The sequence below is a fragment of the Niveispirillum fermenti genome (genome assembly GCF_048066175.1).
GTDB lineage: Bacteria > Pseudomonadota > Alphaproteobacteria > Azospirillales > Azospirillaceae > Niveispirillum > Niveispirillum fermenti.
In genome coordinates, this window is the sequence record NZ_JBLTXA010000040.1 from 16,961 (window position 1) to 32,864 (window position 15,904).

General features: G+C 65.4%; 19 protein-coding genes. 10 read left to right on the forward strand and 9 right to left on the reverse strand.

Annotated elements, in window-relative coordinates:
• Positions 1–142: 142 nt before the first annotated feature.
• The 5 genes from ACM9LZ_RS22680 to ACM9LZ_RS22700 form a co-directional block, all read right to left on the reverse strand.
• Positions 143–421: a hypothetical protein gene (locus ACM9LZ_RS22680; protein WP_416621808.1), complete on the reverse strand. Its 279-nt coding sequence runs from the start codon at positions 419–421 to the stop codon at positions 143–145.
• A gap of 228 nt (positions 422–649) precedes the next feature.
• On the reverse strand, positions 650–1,090 hold the full coding sequence (locus ACM9LZ_RS22685; protein WP_416621809.1) for a protein tyrosine phosphatase family protein: 441 nt from the start codon (positions 1,088–1,090) through the stop codon (positions 650–652).
• A 194-nt stretch (positions 1,091–1,284) separates the two neighbouring features.
• Positions 1,285–1,797 (reverse strand): MarR family winged helix-turn-helix transcriptional regulator, encoded by a 513-nt coding sequence (locus ACM9LZ_RS22690; RefSeq protein ID WP_416621810.1) that lies wholly within the window; start codon positions 1,795–1,797, stop codon positions 1,285–1,287.
• Positions 1,798–1,945: 148 nt separating this feature from the next.
• On the reverse strand, positions 1,946–2,695 hold the full coding sequence (locus ACM9LZ_RS22695; RefSeq protein ID WP_416621811.1) for a phosphocholine cytidylyltransferase family protein: 750 nt from the start codon (positions 2,693–2,695) through the stop codon (positions 1,946–1,948).
• 156 nt (positions 2,696–2,851) lie between these two features.
• Positions 2,852–3,514, reverse strand: a complete 663-nt coding sequence (locus ACM9LZ_RS22700; protein ID WP_416621812.1) for a Fe2+-dependent dioxygenase — start codon at positions 3,512–3,514, stop codon at positions 2,852–2,854.
• A gap of 124 nt (positions 3,515–3,638) precedes the next feature.
• Between ACM9LZ_RS22700 and ACM9LZ_RS22705 the strand changes: the two genes are divergently transcribed.
• Complete coding sequence (locus tag ACM9LZ_RS22705) at positions 3,639–4,493, forward strand: hypothetical protein (RefSeq protein WP_416621813.1); 855 nt, start codon at positions 3,639–3,641, stop codon at positions 4,491–4,493.
• Here ACM9LZ_RS22705 and ACM9LZ_RS22710 read toward each other — a convergent pair whose 3' ends face one another.
• A complete protein-coding gene (locus tag ACM9LZ_RS22710; RefSeq protein ID WP_416621814.1) occupies positions 4,494–5,258 on the reverse strand; it encodes an SDR family NAD(P)-dependent oxidoreductase in 765 nt (254 codons plus the stop codon).
• A gap of 144 nt (positions 5,259–5,402) precedes the next feature.
• Here ACM9LZ_RS22710 and ACM9LZ_RS22715 point away from each other — a divergent pair, with 144 nt between their 5' ends.
• Together ACM9LZ_RS22715 and gmk are read left to right on the forward strand one after the other, a co-directional pair.
• Positions 5,403–6,272 carry a YicC/YloC family endoribonuclease gene (locus ACM9LZ_RS22715; protein ID WP_416621815.1) on the forward strand — a complete coding sequence of 290 codons (870 nt, stop codon included), beginning with the start codon at positions 5,403–5,405 and terminating at the stop codon, positions 6,270–6,272.
• Between the two features lie 59 nt (positions 6,273–6,331).
• On the forward strand, positions 6,332–6,967 hold the full coding sequence (gene gmk, locus ACM9LZ_RS22720; RefSeq protein WP_416621816.1) for a guanylate kinase: 636 nt from the start codon (positions 6,332–6,334) through the stop codon (positions 6,965–6,967).
• 25 nt (positions 6,968–6,992) lie between these two features.
• Here gmk and ACM9LZ_RS22725 read toward each other — a convergent pair whose 3' ends face one another.
• Both ACM9LZ_RS22725 and hemN read right to left on the reverse strand, forming a co-directional pair.
• A complete protein-coding gene (locus ACM9LZ_RS22725) occupies positions 6,993–7,901 on the reverse strand; it encodes a 5'-nucleotidase, lipoprotein e(P4) family (protein WP_416621817.1) in 909 nt (302 codons plus the stop codon).
• A gap of 79 nt (positions 7,902–7,980) precedes the next feature.
• The gene (hemN, locus tag ACM9LZ_RS22730; protein WP_416621818.1) at positions 7,981–9,333 is read right to left on the reverse strand and encodes an oxygen-independent coproporphyrinogen III oxidase; all 1,353 of its coding nucleotides are present in this window, start codon (positions 9,331–9,333) and stop codon (positions 7,981–7,983) included.
• Positions 9,334–9,486: 153 nt separating this feature from the next.
• Between hemN and ACM9LZ_RS22735 the strand changes: the two genes are divergently transcribed.
• The 6 genes from ACM9LZ_RS22735 (at position 9,487) to ACM9LZ_RS22760 (ending at position 12,502) form a co-directional block, all read left to right on the forward strand.
• The gene (locus ACM9LZ_RS22735; RefSeq protein WP_416621825.1) at positions 9,487–10,119 is read left to right on the forward strand and encodes a ribonuclease HII; all 633 of its coding nucleotides are present in this window, start codon (positions 9,487–9,489) and stop codon (positions 10,117–10,119) included.
• Between the two features lie 93 nt (positions 10,120–10,212).
• A complete protein-coding gene (locus ACM9LZ_RS22740) occupies positions 10,213–11,304 on the forward strand; it encodes a site-specific DNA-methyltransferase (RefSeq protein WP_416621819.1) in 1,092 nt (363 codons plus the stop codon).
• 463 nt (positions 11,305–11,767) lie between these two features.
• Positions 11,768–11,926 carry a hypothetical protein gene (locus ACM9LZ_RS22745; RefSeq protein ID WP_416621820.1) on the forward strand — a complete coding sequence of 53 codons (159 nt, stop codon included), beginning with the start codon at positions 11,768–11,770 and terminating at the stop codon, positions 11,924–11,926.
• 39 nt (positions 11,927–11,965) lie between these two features.
• On the forward strand, positions 11,966–12,118 hold the full coding sequence (locus ACM9LZ_RS22750) for a hypothetical protein (protein WP_416621821.1): 153 nt from the start codon (positions 11,966–11,968) through the stop codon (positions 12,116–12,118).
• Between the two features lie 39 nt (positions 12,119–12,157).
• Entirely contained in the window at positions 12,158–12,310 is a 153-nt protein-coding gene (locus tag ACM9LZ_RS22755) for a hypothetical protein (RefSeq protein WP_416621822.1), read from the forward strand.
• A gap of 39 nt (positions 12,311–12,349) precedes the next feature.
• The gene (locus ACM9LZ_RS22760) at positions 12,350–12,502 is read left to right on the forward strand and encodes a hypothetical protein (protein ID WP_416621822.1); all 153 of its coding nucleotides are present in this window, start codon (positions 12,350–12,352) and stop codon (positions 12,500–12,502) included.
• A 44-nt stretch (positions 12,503–12,546) separates the two neighbouring features.
• Here the strand turns inward: ACM9LZ_RS22760 and ACM9LZ_RS22765 are convergent, their stop codons facing one another.
• Positions 12,547–15,381: an ATP-binding protein gene (locus tag ACM9LZ_RS22765; protein WP_416621823.1), complete on the reverse strand. Its 2,835-nt coding sequence runs from the start codon at positions 15,379–15,381 to the stop codon at positions 12,547–12,549.
• Positions 15,382–15,556: 175 nt separating this feature from the next.
• Here ACM9LZ_RS22765 and ACM9LZ_RS22770 point away from each other — a divergent pair.
• The coding region (locus ACM9LZ_RS22770) for a hypothetical protein (protein ID WP_416621824.1) at positions 15,557–15,904 on the forward strand (348 nt) is incomplete at its 3' end.

Below are 15,904 nucleotides of genomic sequence, written 5' to 3' on the forward strand. Positions count from 1 at the left end.
GCCATGGCCGGAGCACCGGCGTCGGAGGCGAAGGCTCTGGACGGACCTTGATTGCAAGGCGACCGTGCCATAGCCCGTTGGGGTTATTGACGGGCGGCTGCGTGCACGCAATATGCGCCGTGGACAGACCGCCGATTTCACATCAGGCGAAGGCCGGCGGCCCGGTCGGGCAGCGCCCGGCCTCCCGATGCGCTTCTTCCGGCGTCAGGCCAATATGGAGGGCGCGGACGACGTCGCTGCCACGCAGGGGCAGCGCATAGAAAAGGGCAATGGCCACGACAAGCAGGGTCGGCACGGGCGACGGGCCATTGCCCGCCTCTTCGTGCGCGCGCTTGCCGTGGGCGACGGGCCGGGACGTCGTCACCGGCTCCACACCCTTTTCGGGAAGACGATTGGCCGGCGGCACCTGGGCCGCCGTCATGAACGATTTCGGAAAGGAACCGGAAGTGAACACAGACGACAGATAGGCGACCCCGGGAAACACCCCTTGAGTCACCGTGACAATGAACAGAAGTGCGAGGAGCCCATGGGCCCATCCGCGCGTCATGTCGTCTGTCGCCTCCGTCTACCGGCCCTCTGGCCGAACCGGAAGCGACACTCTCACAGCGTTGACGCCAACACAATGGCCTTAAGCATGTTTGGCATACGATTATACGCGCGATTGAGCGTACCGATCGATTAAGGCTGCATACGACGAAAGATCGTAACCCGCGGCGGCGGCAGTACGAAATATTTCTTCACCGGAGCTGGTTCCGGCTTTCGCTTCAGCGAGCGCCCAGAGAATCGTGCAGCGCGTCCCGCTCCGGCAATGAGCAAGGACGGGGCCCGGAAGAGCCGCCAGCGCCTTCCCGAAATCGTCGGAAACGGCGTCCAGAGTTGGACCGATGGCCGGCATATAGACATAGGCCATGCCCAGCCCGGCGGCGATGCGCGCAGCCTCGGCGGAGGGGAGCTGACCGGGCTCCTCCCCGTCGGGGCGATTGTTGACAATGGAACGGAACCCGGCCGCGTGGGCGGCACGGATATCCTCTTCCGTCACCTGGGGGGCAACCGACAGACCATCGACCAGCGGACGGATATCCAGTGTCATGATGCACCCACAGATTTAAGTTCCATGAAAGGATCGAACGACCAGACCTTGAAGTCACCGACCGACCCGGCGCGTCGCGACGCCGACCCGACATGTGGCGACGCGACATAAATGGGGTCGGCCGTGCTGCATCGCAACATGCGCTTCTGCAACCCAGGTCCAGCCGAATGGCTTGCATGGCACCTATCTGGGCATTATCCGGCGATGCGCAAGGGGGAAACGGCACCGTCGCCAAAGCCGCGGGCCCGGCGGCGGATGGTGACCAGCAGGTCCAGCATGCGCTGGCGCTGGTCGGGTGACAGGTCGCGCAACAGCATGTCGTTGATGCCCTGCCGCCGCGGCTGCAGGCGGCGCAGCATCTCCAGCCCTTCCGGCGTCACGCGCAGCAGCTTGCGCCGGCGGTCCTGCGGATCATCCTGCTGGCTGATCAGCCCCTTGCGGATCAGTTCCGTCACCGTGGCCGAGATGTGGGGGCGGGACAGGCCGCGTGCGGACGCGATCTCCGACGAGAAGATGCCGTCATGATTGCGGGCACCATCCTGGAAATTGGCGTCACCGGCCACATTCATCAGCACGGTCCATTGCGGCGCTGTCAGGCCGGCTTCGGCCAGCATGTCCTCGCACTGGTGTCCGATGATGTTGGACAGATCCATCAGGTTGAGGGCGATGGCGTCTTCGGCGCGGAAACGGAACGGATTGTTGGTCATGGCAAAGGGTCCGGTTTCTGGTCAATGGATGCTGCATCCTGACCGTCGCCGCGTACCACCGCATTGATGCGGATCAATAAAGGAAAGATTGCGCCGTCCAATCAGTAAGACAGGCGACGGTCATCCGGAACGGCCCCGTCCCCTCCCCTCAGCCGGAGCCGCGCGCCAGCCAGCCGGCCGTCAGTTCCCGGTTCCGGGCGACATCGTCGGGGAAATCCATTTCTCCCCATTCCAGCCCCTGGATGGAACAGGTGCCGACGCTGCCATCTGCCTTGGCAATCGCATCGATCACCGACAGGTACCAGCGGCGCAAGCCTTCCGGCGTGCGCAGCGTCCGCTCCACCTCTGCCGCGAAACGCTGTCCGCCTTCGGCTGTAAAGCGCAGGAAACCGATGGATTCACCATTGACGATCTCCAGCGGCAGGGTCTTGCCGATCTGCGAAAGCCGGCCATCGGCCCCCACGCACACCTTCATATCGTCAGCGTCGTAGCCATCCTTGGCATCGATGGTCACCGTGATGGCAGCCCCGCCGGCCGACAGCAGGCGGCGGGCGATCTCCGGCTCGAACAGCGTATCCCCGTTCAGGATCAGGAAAGGTCCGTCCATCTCTGCCCTGGCAACCCAGCAACTGGCCGTATTGTCGGCCAGCGCATAGAAGGGGTTGTAAAGGGTGCGGGTGCGGATGCCGGGCACGTCCATGGCCGCCAGCGCCGCTTCCACCCGGTCGGCGCGGAAGCCCGTCACGATCACGGCATCCGTGACACCGGCGGCGGCCAGCCCACGGATCTGCCATTCCAGCAGGGAACGGCCCGACAGCTCGATCAGGCATTTCGGCCGGTCTTCCGTCAGGGGCATCAGACGCTTGCCCTGGCCGGCACTGAGGATGATGGCTTTCACAGCGACATGGGCTCCGGAGATCGGGACTCGGGGGCAGCAGGCAGGCACCTGCCCGTCCCCGCAAAATGCCGCGGACATTGCCGCGAACAACGGCGGATGACAAGCGCCTTCGTCACACCCGCTGCTGCGGCCCGCCGGACCGGCCCGGCATGGCGGTCAATCTTCCGCCCAGCGGCGGACAAGGTTGGACAGGCACTTGGACAGAAGGTCGAATTCGGCCGTTTTCCCGTCGCGCCGGAAAATTCCCTGCCGGGCGGTATCGAGATCGAACAGCAGCTCGCGTTCGCCCGGATCGCGGACGAAAGAGCGTATCCAGCCGGCCGCCACCAGCCGGCAACCCGCCGTGACGGGCGCCACCCGATGCAGGGTCGTCGAGGGATAGAAAAGCCCTGCGCCCGCCGGCAGCTTGAAACCGGCCTCCCCCGCCGTCGTCTCCATCACCAGTTCCCCTCCTTCATAGCTGTCGGGGTCGGACAGGAACAGGGTGAAGGAGACATCAGTCCGCACCCCCCCCATCAGCGCATCGTCGACATGGCTGCCATATTGTCCACCGCCCGTTGTCCGGCTGAACAGGATGGGACCGAACCGTTTCGGCCGCGTCGCCATGGCGGCGACGGGATGCCGGCATACAGCCGCTTCCACCTGCGCCCGCAGGTCGGCATGGGCGGGATCGTCGGCCCGCAATTGTTCATTGTCCTTCACAAGGCGCGCATGCCAGCCGGCCGTCGCCGTGCCCGGCTGGAAGCGGCCGGCTTCCAGCCGGCCGGCCATAACAGCCACTTCTTCTTGGGTCAGAACGTTCGCAACGGGCAGGATCATGATCGCACACTCCACATGATCAGGCAGATTGTTTAAGATTGCGAATTACTTGCAATTGAGTTTGCATCATGGCACGGTCCGGCCGGTTAACGCCACAAATCTCCACAATCAGGAGCATGGGTTCATGATGCAGCTTCGTCCCCGCCTCTGGCTTGGCATCGGCCTGTCGGTCGTGGCCGGCGGCATGGTGGTTTCCACAGCCGGCGCCGCCACCACGGCCACCACGGCCGGCGCCACCGAAAATGCCACGGCCTGGCATGGCGCCGAGATCCCCCTGCAGGTCGCCCAAGGCGGCGAGGGTGGAGAAGGCGGTGAGGGAGGGGAAGGCGGGGAAGGCGGCGTCGCACCGGAAGAGGCCGCCAAGGACCCCGTCGCCTTCATCAGCGCACTGGATGTGACGGCAGCGCATTATCATGCGGGCCTGGCCGCCTACCGCGCCGGGGAGCATCAGGCGGCGGGCGAAATGTTCGCCCACCCGATTTCCGAGATCTATATCGATCTGGAGCCGGTCTTCGCGGCGCAGGGGGCCAAGCCCTTCCAGGACGAGATGGCCAGGGCATCCGAACTGGCCCTGAATCAGGCGCCCGTCGCAGAGGTCGAGAAGGCCGTAAAGGCTGTCCTGGCCGCCCTGGAGGCCACCGCCGCCAAGGCGCCGAAATCCGCCGACACGCCGCGCGCCGTCCAGGCCCGCCTGCTGTCCGGCATGATCGAGCGCGGCGCGCTGCAATACCGGTCCGCCACCGAGAACTCGGCGTTCGAGCCCTATCTGGACGGCTATGGCTTTGCCATCACCGCGCAGGAACGCGCCAAGGGTCTGGAGAAGGCCGGGGTGAAGTTGCCGGCCGAGGTGAAGGCGGCCATCGATCTGCTGCTGAAGGCCTATCCCACGGCCCTGCGGCCCGGGAAGCTGCCCGTCGAGCTTGGCGAATTGTCGGGACAGGCGGCCAAGGCGCAGTTCGCGCTGCTGCGCATCCGCTGATCACCCGCCCTTGCGCGGCGCCCTGGCCAACAGGGCGTCGACCAGGGCCGTGGGCAGCATCCCCAGCAGCCAGGATACGGCATAGGTGGGAAAGGGAAAGGCCACCCTGCCCTTTCCCGCCGCCAGACCGGTCCGAATGATCGCTGCTGCCTTCTCCGCATCCATGAGGAAGGGCATGGGAAACCTGTTCACCGCCGTCATCCGGCTGACGACGAAGCCGGGACAGATGACGCTGACCGTCACCTTGTGCGGCGCCAGATCGCCGCGCAGTGCCTCGCCATAAACGCGAACGGCCGCCTTGGACCCACTATAGGCCGCAGCACCCGGCAGGCCGCGGAACGACGCCAGCGACGACATGAGCGCGACCTGCCCCCGCCGGCGGGCCACCATGGCCGGGATCAGCGGATGGATGCTGTTCAGCACACCATCCAGATTGGTGGCGAAGATGGCGCGGGCCTGCGCCTCCGTCTCCACCCCGCCGCCTGTGCCCGCCGAGATGCCGGCGTTGGCGATGACGAGGTCGATGGGAATTTCCCCGTCACGTGCCGATATCCAGGCGGCCAGCGCCGTGCGGTCCGTCACATCGATCAGGGTGGTTGCGACATCGGCACCGCGTTCGCGGCAGCGGACCGCCACACCATCCAGCCGCCCCCCATCCCGCCCGGTCAGCAGCAGGCGGACGCCGGGCGCCGCATAGGAAAGCGCCAGTGCCTCCCCGATGCCGCTGGATGCACCCGTGATGAATATGCAGCGGGGATCACGCATCGGTCAGTCCTTATCCGGGCAAATCTTGTTGGCGGGGGCCGGTAGCGATATAAACCGCGTTTCCCGGCCCCAACCATCGAGCCTGATGTGACCCAAAATCCATCCGTCCGCAAGCCCGCCGGCGCCAAGGGCGTCGTCATATCCATGACCGGTTTCGCACGAGCCGACGGCGGCAATGACAAGGCCCAGTGGGTTGTGGAGGTGCGCAGCGTCAACGGCAAGGGCCGCGACATGCGCTGTCGCCTGCCGCCCGGCCTGGACGGGCTGGAACCCGTGGTCCGCACGGCGGTGGAGGCGCGGCTGGCGCGCGGCAACATCAATGTCACCATATCGCTGACCCGCACGGATGCCGCCGGCACCCTGCGCATCAATCGTGAATTGCTGGACCAGGTGCTGGGGCTGGCACGGGAGATCGCGGGACCAGACGCGCCGCCGCCTTCGATCGACACGTTGCTGTCGGTGCGCGGCATCATCGACAGCACCGAACCGCGCGAGACGGAGGAGGATCGCCAAGCCCTGGAACAGGCCATGGCCGTCACGATCGCCTTGGCCATCGACCGGCTGGTGGAAGCGCGCATCGGCGAGGGCTCGCATCTGTCTGCCGTGCTGCTGGACCATCTGGGCGAGATCGGGCGGCTGACCGATGCAGCCGCCGCCACATCCTCCCTGCAGCCCGAGGCGCTGCGCGCCAAGCTGCGCGCCCAGATCCAGGCGCTGCTGGATGCCGTGCCCCCGGTGGGGGAGGACAGGCTGGCGCAGGAGGCGGCCCTGCTGATCACCAAGGCGGATGTGCGGGAAGAACTGGACCGGCTGCGCGCCCACATATCCCAGGCCCGCACCATGCTGCGCGACGGCGGTTCCGTCGGCCGCCGGCTGGACTTCCTGTGCCAGGAGTTCAACCGCGAAGCCAATACCCTGTGCAGCAAGTCGGCCGATGTCGAATTGACCCGCATCGGCATGGATCTGAAGGCCGTAATCGAACAGTTCCGCGAACAGGTTCAGAATATCGAATAGGACGGCTACGGCCGCCCCTTCCCGACCCGAAACCCACCCTATCCGGTAGTTGATATCCCATGTCCCTGATCCATCGCCGCGGCCTGATGCTGGTCCTGTCCTCCCCATCGGGCGCCGGCAAATCCACCATTTCCCGCGCCCTGCTGGAACGCGACGGCAACCTGTCCATGTCCGTATCGCTGACCACCCGCCCCATGCGGCCCGGCGAGGTGGAAGGTGTCCATTATTATTTCGTGGACCATGCGGCGTTCGAGGCGCGGGTGGGCCAGCGGGAATTGCTGGAACATGCGCATGTCTTCGGCAACCGCTACGGCACACCGCGCGGCCCCGTGGAGGATGCGCTGCGGGCCGGGCGCGACGTGCTGTTCGACATCGACTGGCAGGGCACGCAGCAACTGACCGAGTCCGCGGCCGACGATCTGGTCCGGGTATTCATCCTGCCGCCCAGCGCAGCGGAACTGGAACGCCGCCTGACCATGCGCGCGCAGGACAGCGCGGAGGTCATCGCCATGCGCATGTCCAAGGCGAATGACGAGATGAGCCACTGGTCAGAATATGATTACGTGATCGTCAACCATGACGTCGAGCAGTCCGTGGCGGCCGTGCAGGCCATCCTGAAGGCCGAACGGCTGAAACGCCGCCGGCAGGTCGGCCTGTCGGACTTCGTGCGGTCCCTGCAGGTCGGCCAGGGCTGACCGCCCTGGCCCCCTGCCACATGCCTCAGGGCTGCCTGATCTCCGGCCGCAGCATGTCCGTGGTCGGGGCCGGCAGCACATCCAGCCACTGGCCATAGGTCGGGTTGGGGATCACCACCCAGCGCGTGTCCCAAAGGGCCTCATGATCAGCCGCGATGCGGGCACGCGCCGTGCTGTCGTCCCGGCGTGTCACGCTCATCATGTCGCTGAACTGATCACCCAGGGACATGATGATCCGGTGGGTTTCGGCCACCTTGATACGGCGCGGCGCCTTGTCGCTGGGCCAGCCGCCCTGCCCCTTCAACATCAGGTCTTCCGGCGCCACAGGCCCCAGGCCCACGGCATTCAGGTTGGCGATGGTATCGGCATGCTGCGGGCAATCCTGGCCGGGACTGGCCGGGCGGGGCCGGCATTCGCGGTTGGTGATATAGACCACGCGGACATTGTTGCGGCGCAGTTCCTTCACGAAATCGACGGCACCCGGCATGGGGGTGGCGGCGCGCTCGGACAGCCATTCATCCCACAGGCCCAGGTCGAAATGGCGCACCCCGCCCAGGATGGCGCGGGCTTGGTGCGGGCTGTTGTCCAGCACCGTTTCATCCACGTCGAAAATCACGGCGGGCGGCTTGCCCGCCCCCCCGTCAGCCTGTTCCAGCGCGGCCGAACCCGGTTGCCGCAGGGCAGCCGGCAGGCGGATGGTCGCCAGGGCGAAGGCCTGCCTCGACAACCGGCGCAATTCCTCGGCCTGCTGCATGTAGAGCGTGGCGTTCAGGCGGGGGTCGTCGGCCGGACCCGGCACCACGGCCGGCGGGGCGGGGACGGCGGCAGGCGGCGGGGGCACGTCGGCGCGGCGGGCGGAACCGCCGACATTCACGGCGCACCCGGTCAGTGCCAGGAAGGAGGCGGCCAGCAGCAGGGCTTTGATGGATCGCATGGTCGTTCGTTACAGTTCCAGGTCATGTCCTGGACGGACAATGGCTGCCAAAGCCCCCCCCTGTCCAGCCCTGCCGCCATCAGATGGCACGGCTGTGCCGTCCCCCTTCGGGGTCGAGGTGCTGGTCGAACAGGGCGGCCACGGATCGGACCAGCGGCCGGGCGGCGGGCGGGACCGTCAGCCGCGTGCCTTCCAGATGGGCGACCCCATCCACCATAAGGTCGGCCATGGCCCGCATGTCGGGCATGATCTCCTCGGGCGGGCGGTCGAACGCCGCCGCCACCTTGGCCAGATCCACATCGAAACGGCACATCAGCGCCTCGATCACCGCAGCCCGCAACCGGTCGTCCAGGCTGAGCCGGTAACCGCGTGCCGTCGCCAGCCCTGTCTGCTCCACGGCCTTCAGATAGGCCGGCAGGGCCAGGATGTTGGCGACATAGCCCTGCGGCAGCTTCCCGATGGCCGACGCACCGAACCCCAGCAGCATGTCGGCACCGTCCGTCGTATAGCCCTGGAAGTTCCGGCGCAGCGTGCCGGATGCCGCTGCCACGGCGATGGGGTCGTCGGGACGGGCGAAATGGTCCATGCCGATCCGGACATAGCCGGCGGCCAGCACAGCCACCTCCATGGCACGCAACTGGGCCACCCGCTCGTCGGCATCGGGCAGGGTCGCGGCATCGATACGGCCCTGGTGCGCCTTGAAGCCCGGCATGTGGGCATAGCCGAAGATGGACAGACGATCCGGCTCCAGGCTGACGGCCTGGCGCACGGTTTCCACGCAACTTGCCACCGTCTGGCGCGGCAGCCCATAGATGAGATCCAGGTTGACACCCGCGATGCCGGCCGCACGCAGCCCGTTCACCGCATCCCGCGTCATCGCAAAGGGCTGGATGCGGTTGATGGCCGCCTGCACCAGCGGATCGAAGCTTTGCACCCCCAGCGAGGCGCGGGTGACGCCGACATCGCCCAGCGCCTCTGTCATGGCCGGGGTCAGGGTGCGGGGATCGATCTCCACGGCGATTTCCGCATCCTGGGCGATCGTGAACCGCGTGCGCAGTTCCGCCATCAGGGAGCGCAGGCCCTCCACCGGCAGCAGCGTGGGCGTCCCGCCACCGAAATGCACATGCCGCACGACAGGCCCCTGCGGCAGCAGCCCGGCCACCGTCCGCAGCTCACGCGACAAGGCCGCCAGATAGGCCCAGATGGGCTCCTCATGCCGGACGACCGTCGTATGGCATCCACAGTACCAGCACATGGACCGGCAGAAGGGCAGATGAAGATAGAGTGACAGGCTGGAGCACGGATCGGCCGCCGCCAGCCAGTGACGGTAGGTCGTCTCCGTCACCGCATCGGTGAAATGCGGCGATGCCGGATAGGAGGTGTAACGGGGCACGCGCTGGTGGCGGTATTTGGCGACAAGCTCGGGACGCATGGAATGTCCTCTGGACCGCGGATGGTATGGATCGCTGACAAGGCCAAACATTGCGCCCGCCGCATCGATGGCGCCTTGATCCAGCGCAATGCCGCCGGGCGCCCGCCGCAGGCCGGCCTTGCACAAATCGCCTGGATTTGGCAGGACAGCCCCATGCCCGATCTTTCACACGAAATCCGCCTGGGCCATGGGCCCGATTTCCCCGTCTGCGGTGTGGACGAGGCGGGGCGCGGCCCGTTGGCCGGTCCCGTGGTGGCCGCTGCCGTGCTGCTGCCCGCCGGCCCCGTGGCCGACTGGTGCGCGGGCATCAACGACAGCAAGCAGGTCCGGCAGGCGCTGCGCCAGACGATGTTCGAGCGCATCGTCGCCAACGCCCCCCATGGCATCGGCATCGCCAGCGTGGAAGAGATCGATGCGGTCAATATCCTGCAGGCCACCTTCCTGGCCATGACCCGCGCCGTCGACCAGTTGGCGGCACAGATGGGACGCATGCCGGCGCTGGCGCTGATCGACGGCAATCGCGGACCGAAGCTGCGTTGCCGGGTGGAAACCCTGGTGGACGGGGACGCGCTGTCGCTGTCCATCGCCGCCGCATCGATCCTGGCCAAGGTCACGCGGGACAAGATCATGGGGCAATTGGCCCTGACACACCCCGGATATGGTTGGGAAACCAACCAGGGCTATGGCACGGCCACGCATCGCGCCGCCATCCTGAAACTGGGCGTGACACCCCATCACCGCCGCTCTTTTGCACCAGTTTCCGAGCAACTCTCCCTAACTCTCTGACTCTTTTGATTCTTCCTAAAAATTCTTGTTGACGGCGACTCGGGGCCGACTCATTGTCGGCAAAAACCCACCTCCGATTCGGCAGCCGAAAACATGCGCGACAAGCTTGCAACCAACCGGATTCTCGTCGGTGATTGCGTCCAGTTGATGCGGGACATGCCGGCCGGATCGGTCGATGTGGTCTTTGCCGACCCGCCCTACAACCTGCAGCTTTCCGGCGACCTGATGCGTCCCAACCATACCCGCGTCGACGGCGTTGACGAGGATTGGGACCGTTTCCAGGATTTCCAGACCTATGACCGGTTCACCCGCGACTGGCTGGATGCCGCCCGCCACACGTTGAAGGATGATGGCACGCTGTGGGTCATCGGCAGCTATCACAACATCTTCCGGGTCGGCGCCATCCTGCAGGATCTGGGCTATTGGGTGCTGAACGACATCATCTGGCGCAAATCCAACCCCATGCCCAATTTCAAGGGCCGCCGGTTCGCCAATGCGCATGAGACACTGATCTGGGCCTCCAAATCCAAGGACAGCAAATATTACTTCGCCTATGAGGCGATGAAGGCGCTGAACGAGGATTTGCAGATGCGTTCGGACTGGACCCTGCCGCTTTGCACAGGCGGGGAACGGCTGCGGGACGAGACGGGGCAGAAGGCGCACCCCACCCAGAAGCCGGAAAGCCTGCTGTTCCGCGTGCTGATGTCCTCCACGAAGGTGGATGACGTGGTGCTGGATCCGTTTTTCGGCACCGGCACGACGGGGGCCGTGGCCAAGCGGCTGCGCCGCCGCTGGATCGGGATCGAGCGGGAGCACACCTATGCCCGGCTGGCCAATGAGCGCATCGCGCAGGTGGAGGAGGTGGCCGAACCGGAATTGCTGGAGGTCACATCCAAGCGTACCCAGCCGCGCGTTCCCTTCGGCAACCTGATCGAGCGCGGTTATCTGAAGCCCGGCACCATGCTGTTCGACCAGCGCCGCCGGCATATCGCCAAGGTGCGTGCCGACGGCACCCTGGTTGCCCAGAACCATTTGGGCGAACATAAGGGTTCCATCCACAAGGTCGGGGCGGCGATGCAGGGCCTGCCGGCCTGCAATGGCTGGACCTTCTGGCATTTCCAGCAAGATGGCAGCCTGTCCCCCATCGATGTGCTGCGCCAGCAGGTGATCAGCGAACGCCATTGACGGGCTGGCGATAACCCCCGTCCCCCAACCGCACCCCTGCCGGACGGCCCGGCAGGGGTTTTTTGTCATGGGCGCCGACATTATAGCCATGGTGGAAAGGCGGATGGTCAGGCCGGCCGGCCCATGAAGCGCGCGTCCGCGGGTCACTTGGCCAATCATGGCGCGGCGGCGCCATCCACAAAAGCGACCCTGCCATGCATTGCAAGAATGATATTCGGAATTCGCCCGGCCGCACCAGCCAATCGTTCGAATTCGGACAGAGCCGCGGCCCAACTGTCCATAAACGGACAAAATGACAGGGCTGGAAGTCGCCGTTTTTGCCACAATCTGCCTTGAACGGCATTTTCTTGCCGTCTTCGCTATCTGCCCCCCGTCTTATTTTCCAGAATATGGCAAAAAGCCACTTGGCACGGCCTTTGCTCATATGGGGTCATCGAAGCACACCGCACCAACGGAGACGAAGATGACGAACCTGAATGAAACGGTCGCCCACAAGCCCGCCGACGACAATCTGATCAGCGGCTTCCTGGCTTCCCTGCCGACGGCCGGCGACGTGATCGAAGCCGCCGCAGCGCTGGCGACGGCCCTGCTGCTGACGGTCAGCCTGAACCTGATGCTCTGACCCCCGCCTTCAACCCGACCGCATACCAGGAGAAATGAAATGTCCGCCTACATCAATGCCGCCGCCAGCGACGCCAACGAAATCCTGTCCGGCTTCCGCGCCGCCCTGCCGACCCTGTCGGACCTGATCGAAGCCACGATCGTCCTGTCCGCCGCCGCTCTGATGACCGGCCTGCTGAACAGCCTGCTCTGACCCCTACCCCGCTTAACCGCTCAATCCCGGAGAACTGAAATGTCCGCCTACATCAACGCCGCCGCCAACGACGCCAACGAAATCCTGTCCGGCTTTCGCGCCGCCCTGCCGACCCTGTCGGACCTGATCGAAGCCACGATCGTCCTGTCCGCCGCCGCCCTGATGACCGGCCTGCTGAACAGCCTGCTCTGATCCCTACCCCGCTTAACCGCTCAATCCCGGAGAACTGAAATGTCCGCCTACATCAACGCCGCCGCCAACGACGCCAACGAAATCCTGTCCGGCTTTCGCGCCGCCCTGCCGACCCTGTCGGACCTGATTGAAGCCACGATCGTCCTGTCCGCCGCCGCCCTGATGACCGGCCTGCTGAACAGCCTGCTCTGATCCATTCCCGCCCCCGAAGCGGCGCCCTGGACAATAAGGGGCGTTCAATGGGCGGGAGTGGCGAGGGCGACCGGCGGTCCACCCGGCACCTCGCACGGAATGCGTATCGTGGCCACCGTGCCCTGACCGGGCACACTGTCGATCAGGATCGTCCCGTTCAATCGCTGCGTGACCTGATTGAACGTGACATGCAGGCCCAATCCCATGCTGCCCGCCGCGCGGCGCGTGGTGAAGAACGGGTCGAAGACCTTGGGCAGAATATCGGGAGCGATCCCCCTGCCATCATCCGCCACGGCGATTTCCACCAGACGCTGATCCAGCCTGCGGGCCTGGATACGGATCGTGCCCGGCGCATCGGCGCCATAGGCATGATCGGCGACATTGGCGATCAGGTTCGTCATGGCCTGCGCCAAGGCACCGGGATAGGTGTCCATCTGAATGGACGGCACGTCCATTTCCACCCTGCTACCGTTGGCCGATACGCGCGCGCGCATCAGGGTGACGATTTCCTTCAGGTAATCCCCCAGGTCGAAACGCCGCCTTTCATCGCTGCCATGGTCGACGGCCACGCTCTTGAAGGTGCGAACCATATCAGCCGCCCGCACCACGTTGCGCTGGGCCAGGGCCGCCAGATCCTGCCCGTTCTGCAATGTCTCCGCCAGCGCCGTGCGTGTCAGGGTCCCATGGGCCATGTGATCGCGCGTCTGGCGGATCGTGTCGTTCAGTTGCGAGACGGCGGACAGGGTGACACCCAGCGGCGTGTTGACCTCATGCGCCACCCCGGCCACCAGCTGGCCCAGGGCCGCCATCTTTTCCTGCTGCACCAGACGCTGGAGCGCCTCGCGCAGTTCGGCCACGGCGCGGTCCAGTTGCTGATAAGCCACGGCATTCGCCATGGCGATGGCACCATAGGCGCAGATGGTCCGGAAGATCAGCAATTCCCGCGGCCCATAGGCGCTGGCCCGGTCGCTTTGCACCGACACCACACCCAGCACGCGGTCACCAATGGTCAGCGGCCGGTACAGGACCGTACGCATATGGCGCGTCCCCGCCAGCGTGGCCGGGCTACGCCTGTCCCAGACCATCAGGATTTCTTCATTGTCGCGGACACAGCGTGCCGACAGCGTATCAGAGGCCAGTTGCACCTGACGCGGCGGCAGCCGCCGGCTGTCCTCCATGCGATAGCGGATGTCGATGATCTGGTTCGTCTCGTCTTTCAGACCCAGGAACAGGGTGTTCACATGCATCAGGTCCTGGAGATGTTCGGACAGGGTCGTGAACACGGCCTCGCTGTCCAGCCGGGCCGTGATCTCCTGCCCGATGGAGCCCAGCTTTTCCAGTGTCTGGTTGGCGCGGTCCAGTTCGGCGGCGCGCGTGGCCTCCGCCTCGGCCAGCTTGCGGTGATGTTCCGCCTCCGACCGGGCACGGGCCGTATCGAACCTCACCTGCATGGCCAGGATGCGCGCGCCATTCTGCCTGTCGAAATTGCGCTGCCAGCTGTCGCGGGCCCGCCTTTCATAGAACAGGGCCTGCCGGTGATTGCCCAGCGCTTCATAATCGCGGGCAAGCTCCTCGTACATCTCGCTCTTGATCGTCATGCCCTGCAAAGCCGCACCCACGGCGATTGCCTGTTCCAGCAGGGCAACGGCGCGGGAGGGGTCATGGTCCTGCGCCCGGCGCACCGATGCCAGGGCACGCAGCGCCTCGATCTCGTAATAGGGATTACCCTGGGTGCGGGCGATGGCGCGGGGACGGGTGATCCTGGCCTCCGCCTCTTCCAGCCGTCCCAGTTTCAGCAGGGCGGTGGTCAGGGCGGATTGCAGGTACAGTTCCACATCCGGGTGACCCAGGCGCTGGGCGATGGCATCGGCCCTCTGATACCATTCCAGCGCCGCCTGCGGCTCGTTCATGGCAATGCACAAATTCCCATAGGCGCAATAGGCGATGGAATGGCGGCGCGACCCCGGCAACCTGCCCAGATAGGGCAGGGATTCCTCGAACAGGGCCAGGGCCCTTTCATATTGGCCCAGGCTGGTCGTCGTCTCCGCCATGGAAGACAGGGTGGCCCCCAGCGCCTCCGGCCAGCCCGTGGGCTTGGCGATAGCATGGGCCTTCTCCTTCCATTCCAGCGCCATGGGCAGATCGAACAGATTGGCATAGGCCGAGCCCGTCACCATCGCCAGATGGATGGACAGGGAAACGGCACCGGCCACGATCGAATGCTCGAATCCCTGTTCCCAAAGACGGATGGCCTGGGGGAAATCACCGTCCTGGAACGCCACACTGCCCTTGTAGGTCAGCAGGAAGGCGCAGGCCGCAGGGTGCGTGGGATGCTGATGTTCCAGGAACTGCGGATCCCAGCGTCCACGCGCCTCGTCGGGGCTGTTATATTGTTCCTGGTTGGCAAGCCATGCCTCCGCGATCAGCACCCGGACCGCGTCGTCGCCTGCCCGGTAATGGCCGACCGCCTCACGAAGGGCCGTGAAGCCATTGTCGAGATCGCCTTGCAGGAGCAGGGTTTCCCCCCGGCTGAAGGCGCAGTCCCCCAGGCCCAGCCGGTCGTCCGCATCGGCGAACAGCCGTGTCGCCTGATCCAGCAGAAGTGCAGTGCGCGGGAGGTCGGCCACAAGCCGCATGCACTCCGCCTCGGCCAGCAAGGCGCGCGCATGCAACACCAGATCCGGCCGGCCATCGGTATCAAGGATCGTGCCCGCCAGTTCGGTCAGCAGGCGGAGTGATTTCGCGGTATCGCGCTGACGCAGGTACCAGGCGAGAAGAACCTTTATGCGGACGGCATGTTCCCCTGCAAGCTCCCGCCCCGACAGGAGCCTGGCGATGTCATCAGGCAAACCGAAGAAATCGGTCACACTGTCCTGCATCGCACGCCGCCGCTCATCAGATCATTCCGCACAAGTAATACCGATAGAATATTCTGTTGCAAGAATGACTTGAGTAGGGGGAGGTGTCTACCTCCCCCTTTTCGTTCAGAGAGCGTTACTTGCTGTCACCCCCCGGCTCGTGCAACTCCGCCGCATCGTGGAGTTCCTCTGCGTCGTGCAGCTCGTTGGCATCGTGAAGCTCGCCACCGTCATGCAGCTCCTTCGCATCGTGAAGCTCGCCGCCATCATGCAGCTCCTTCGCGTCGTGAAGCTCGCCGCCATCATGCAGCTCCTTCGCATCGTGAAGCTCGCCGCCATCATGCAGCTCCTTCGCGTCGTGAAGCTCGCCACCGTCATGCAGTTCCTTCGCGTCGTGAAGCTCGCCGCCGTCATGCAGCTCCTTCGCATCGTGAAGCTCGCCGCCATCATGCAGCTCCTTCGCGTCGTGAAGCTCGCCACCATCATGCAGCTCCTTCGCATCGTGAAGCTCGCCGCCGTCATGCAGCTCCTTCCCGTCGTGAAG

What these genes read in the sequence shown, in the direction of transcription:
- ACM9LZ_RS22680 (WP_416621808.1), bottom strand. Translation starts at nt 421, where the DNA reads ATGACGGCGGCCCAGGTGCCGCCGGCCAATCGTCTTCCCGAAAAGGGT.
- ACM9LZ_RS22685 (WP_416621809.1), bottom strand. Translation starts at nt 1,090, where the DNA reads ATGACACTGGATATCCGTCCGCTGGTCGATGGTCTGTCGGTTGCCCCC.
- ACM9LZ_RS22690 (WP_416621810.1), bottom strand. Translation starts at nt 1,797, where the DNA reads ATGACCAACAATCCGTTCCGTTTCCGCGCCGAAGACGCCATCGCCCTC.
- ACM9LZ_RS22700 (WP_416621812.1), bottom strand. Translation starts at nt 3,514, where the DNA reads ATGATCCTGCCCGTTGCGAACGTTCTGACCCAAGAAGAAGTGGCTGTT.
- ACM9LZ_RS22705 (WP_416621813.1), top strand. Translation starts at nt 3,639, where the DNA reads ATGATGCAGCTTCGTCCCCGCCTCTGGCTTGGCATCGGCCTGTCGGTC.
- ACM9LZ_RS22710 (WP_416621814.1), bottom strand. Translation starts at nt 5,258, where the DNA reads ATGCGTGATCCCCGCTGCATATTCATCACGGGTGCATCCAGCGGCATC.
- ACM9LZ_RS22715 (WP_416621815.1), top strand. Translation starts at nt 5,403, where the DNA reads ATGACCGGTTTCGCACGAGCCGACGGCGGCAATGACAAGGCCCAGTGG.
- gmk (WP_416621816.1), top strand. Translation starts at nt 6,332, where the DNA reads ATGTCCCTGATCCATCGCCGCGGCCTGATGCTGGTCCTGTCCTCCCCA.
- ACM9LZ_RS22725 (WP_416621817.1), bottom strand. Translation starts at nt 7,901, where the DNA reads ATGCGATCCATCAAAGCCCTGCTGCTGGCCGCCTCCTTCCTGGCACTG.
- hemN (WP_416621818.1), bottom strand. Translation starts at nt 9,333, where the DNA reads ATGCGTCCCGAGCTTGTCGCCAAATACCGCCACCAGCGCGTGCCCCGT.
- ACM9LZ_RS22735 (WP_416621825.1), top strand. Translation starts at nt 9,487, where the DNA reads ATGCCCGATCTTTCACACGAAATCCGCCTGGGCCATGGGCCCGATTTC.
- ACM9LZ_RS22740 (WP_416621819.1), top strand. Translation starts at nt 10,213, where the DNA reads ATGCGCGACAAGCTTGCAACCAACCGGATTCTCGTCGGTGATTGCGTC.
- ACM9LZ_RS22745 (WP_416621820.1), top strand. Translation starts at nt 11,768, where the DNA reads ATGACGAACCTGAATGAAACGGTCGCCCACAAGCCCGCCGACGACAAT.
- ACM9LZ_RS22750 (WP_416621821.1), top strand. Translation starts at nt 11,966, where the DNA reads ATGTCCGCCTACATCAATGCCGCCGCCAGCGACGCCAACGAAATCCTG.
- ACM9LZ_RS22755 (WP_416621822.1), top strand. Translation starts at nt 12,158, where the DNA reads ATGTCCGCCTACATCAACGCCGCCGCCAACGACGCCAACGAAATCCTG.
- ACM9LZ_RS22760 (WP_416621822.1), top strand. Translation starts at nt 12,350, where the DNA reads ATGTCCGCCTACATCAACGCCGCCGCCAACGACGCCAACGAAATCCTG.
- ACM9LZ_RS22765 (WP_416621823.1), bottom strand. Translation starts at nt 15,381, where the DNA reads ATGCAGGACAGTGTGACCGATTTCTTCGGTTTGCCTGATGACATCGCC.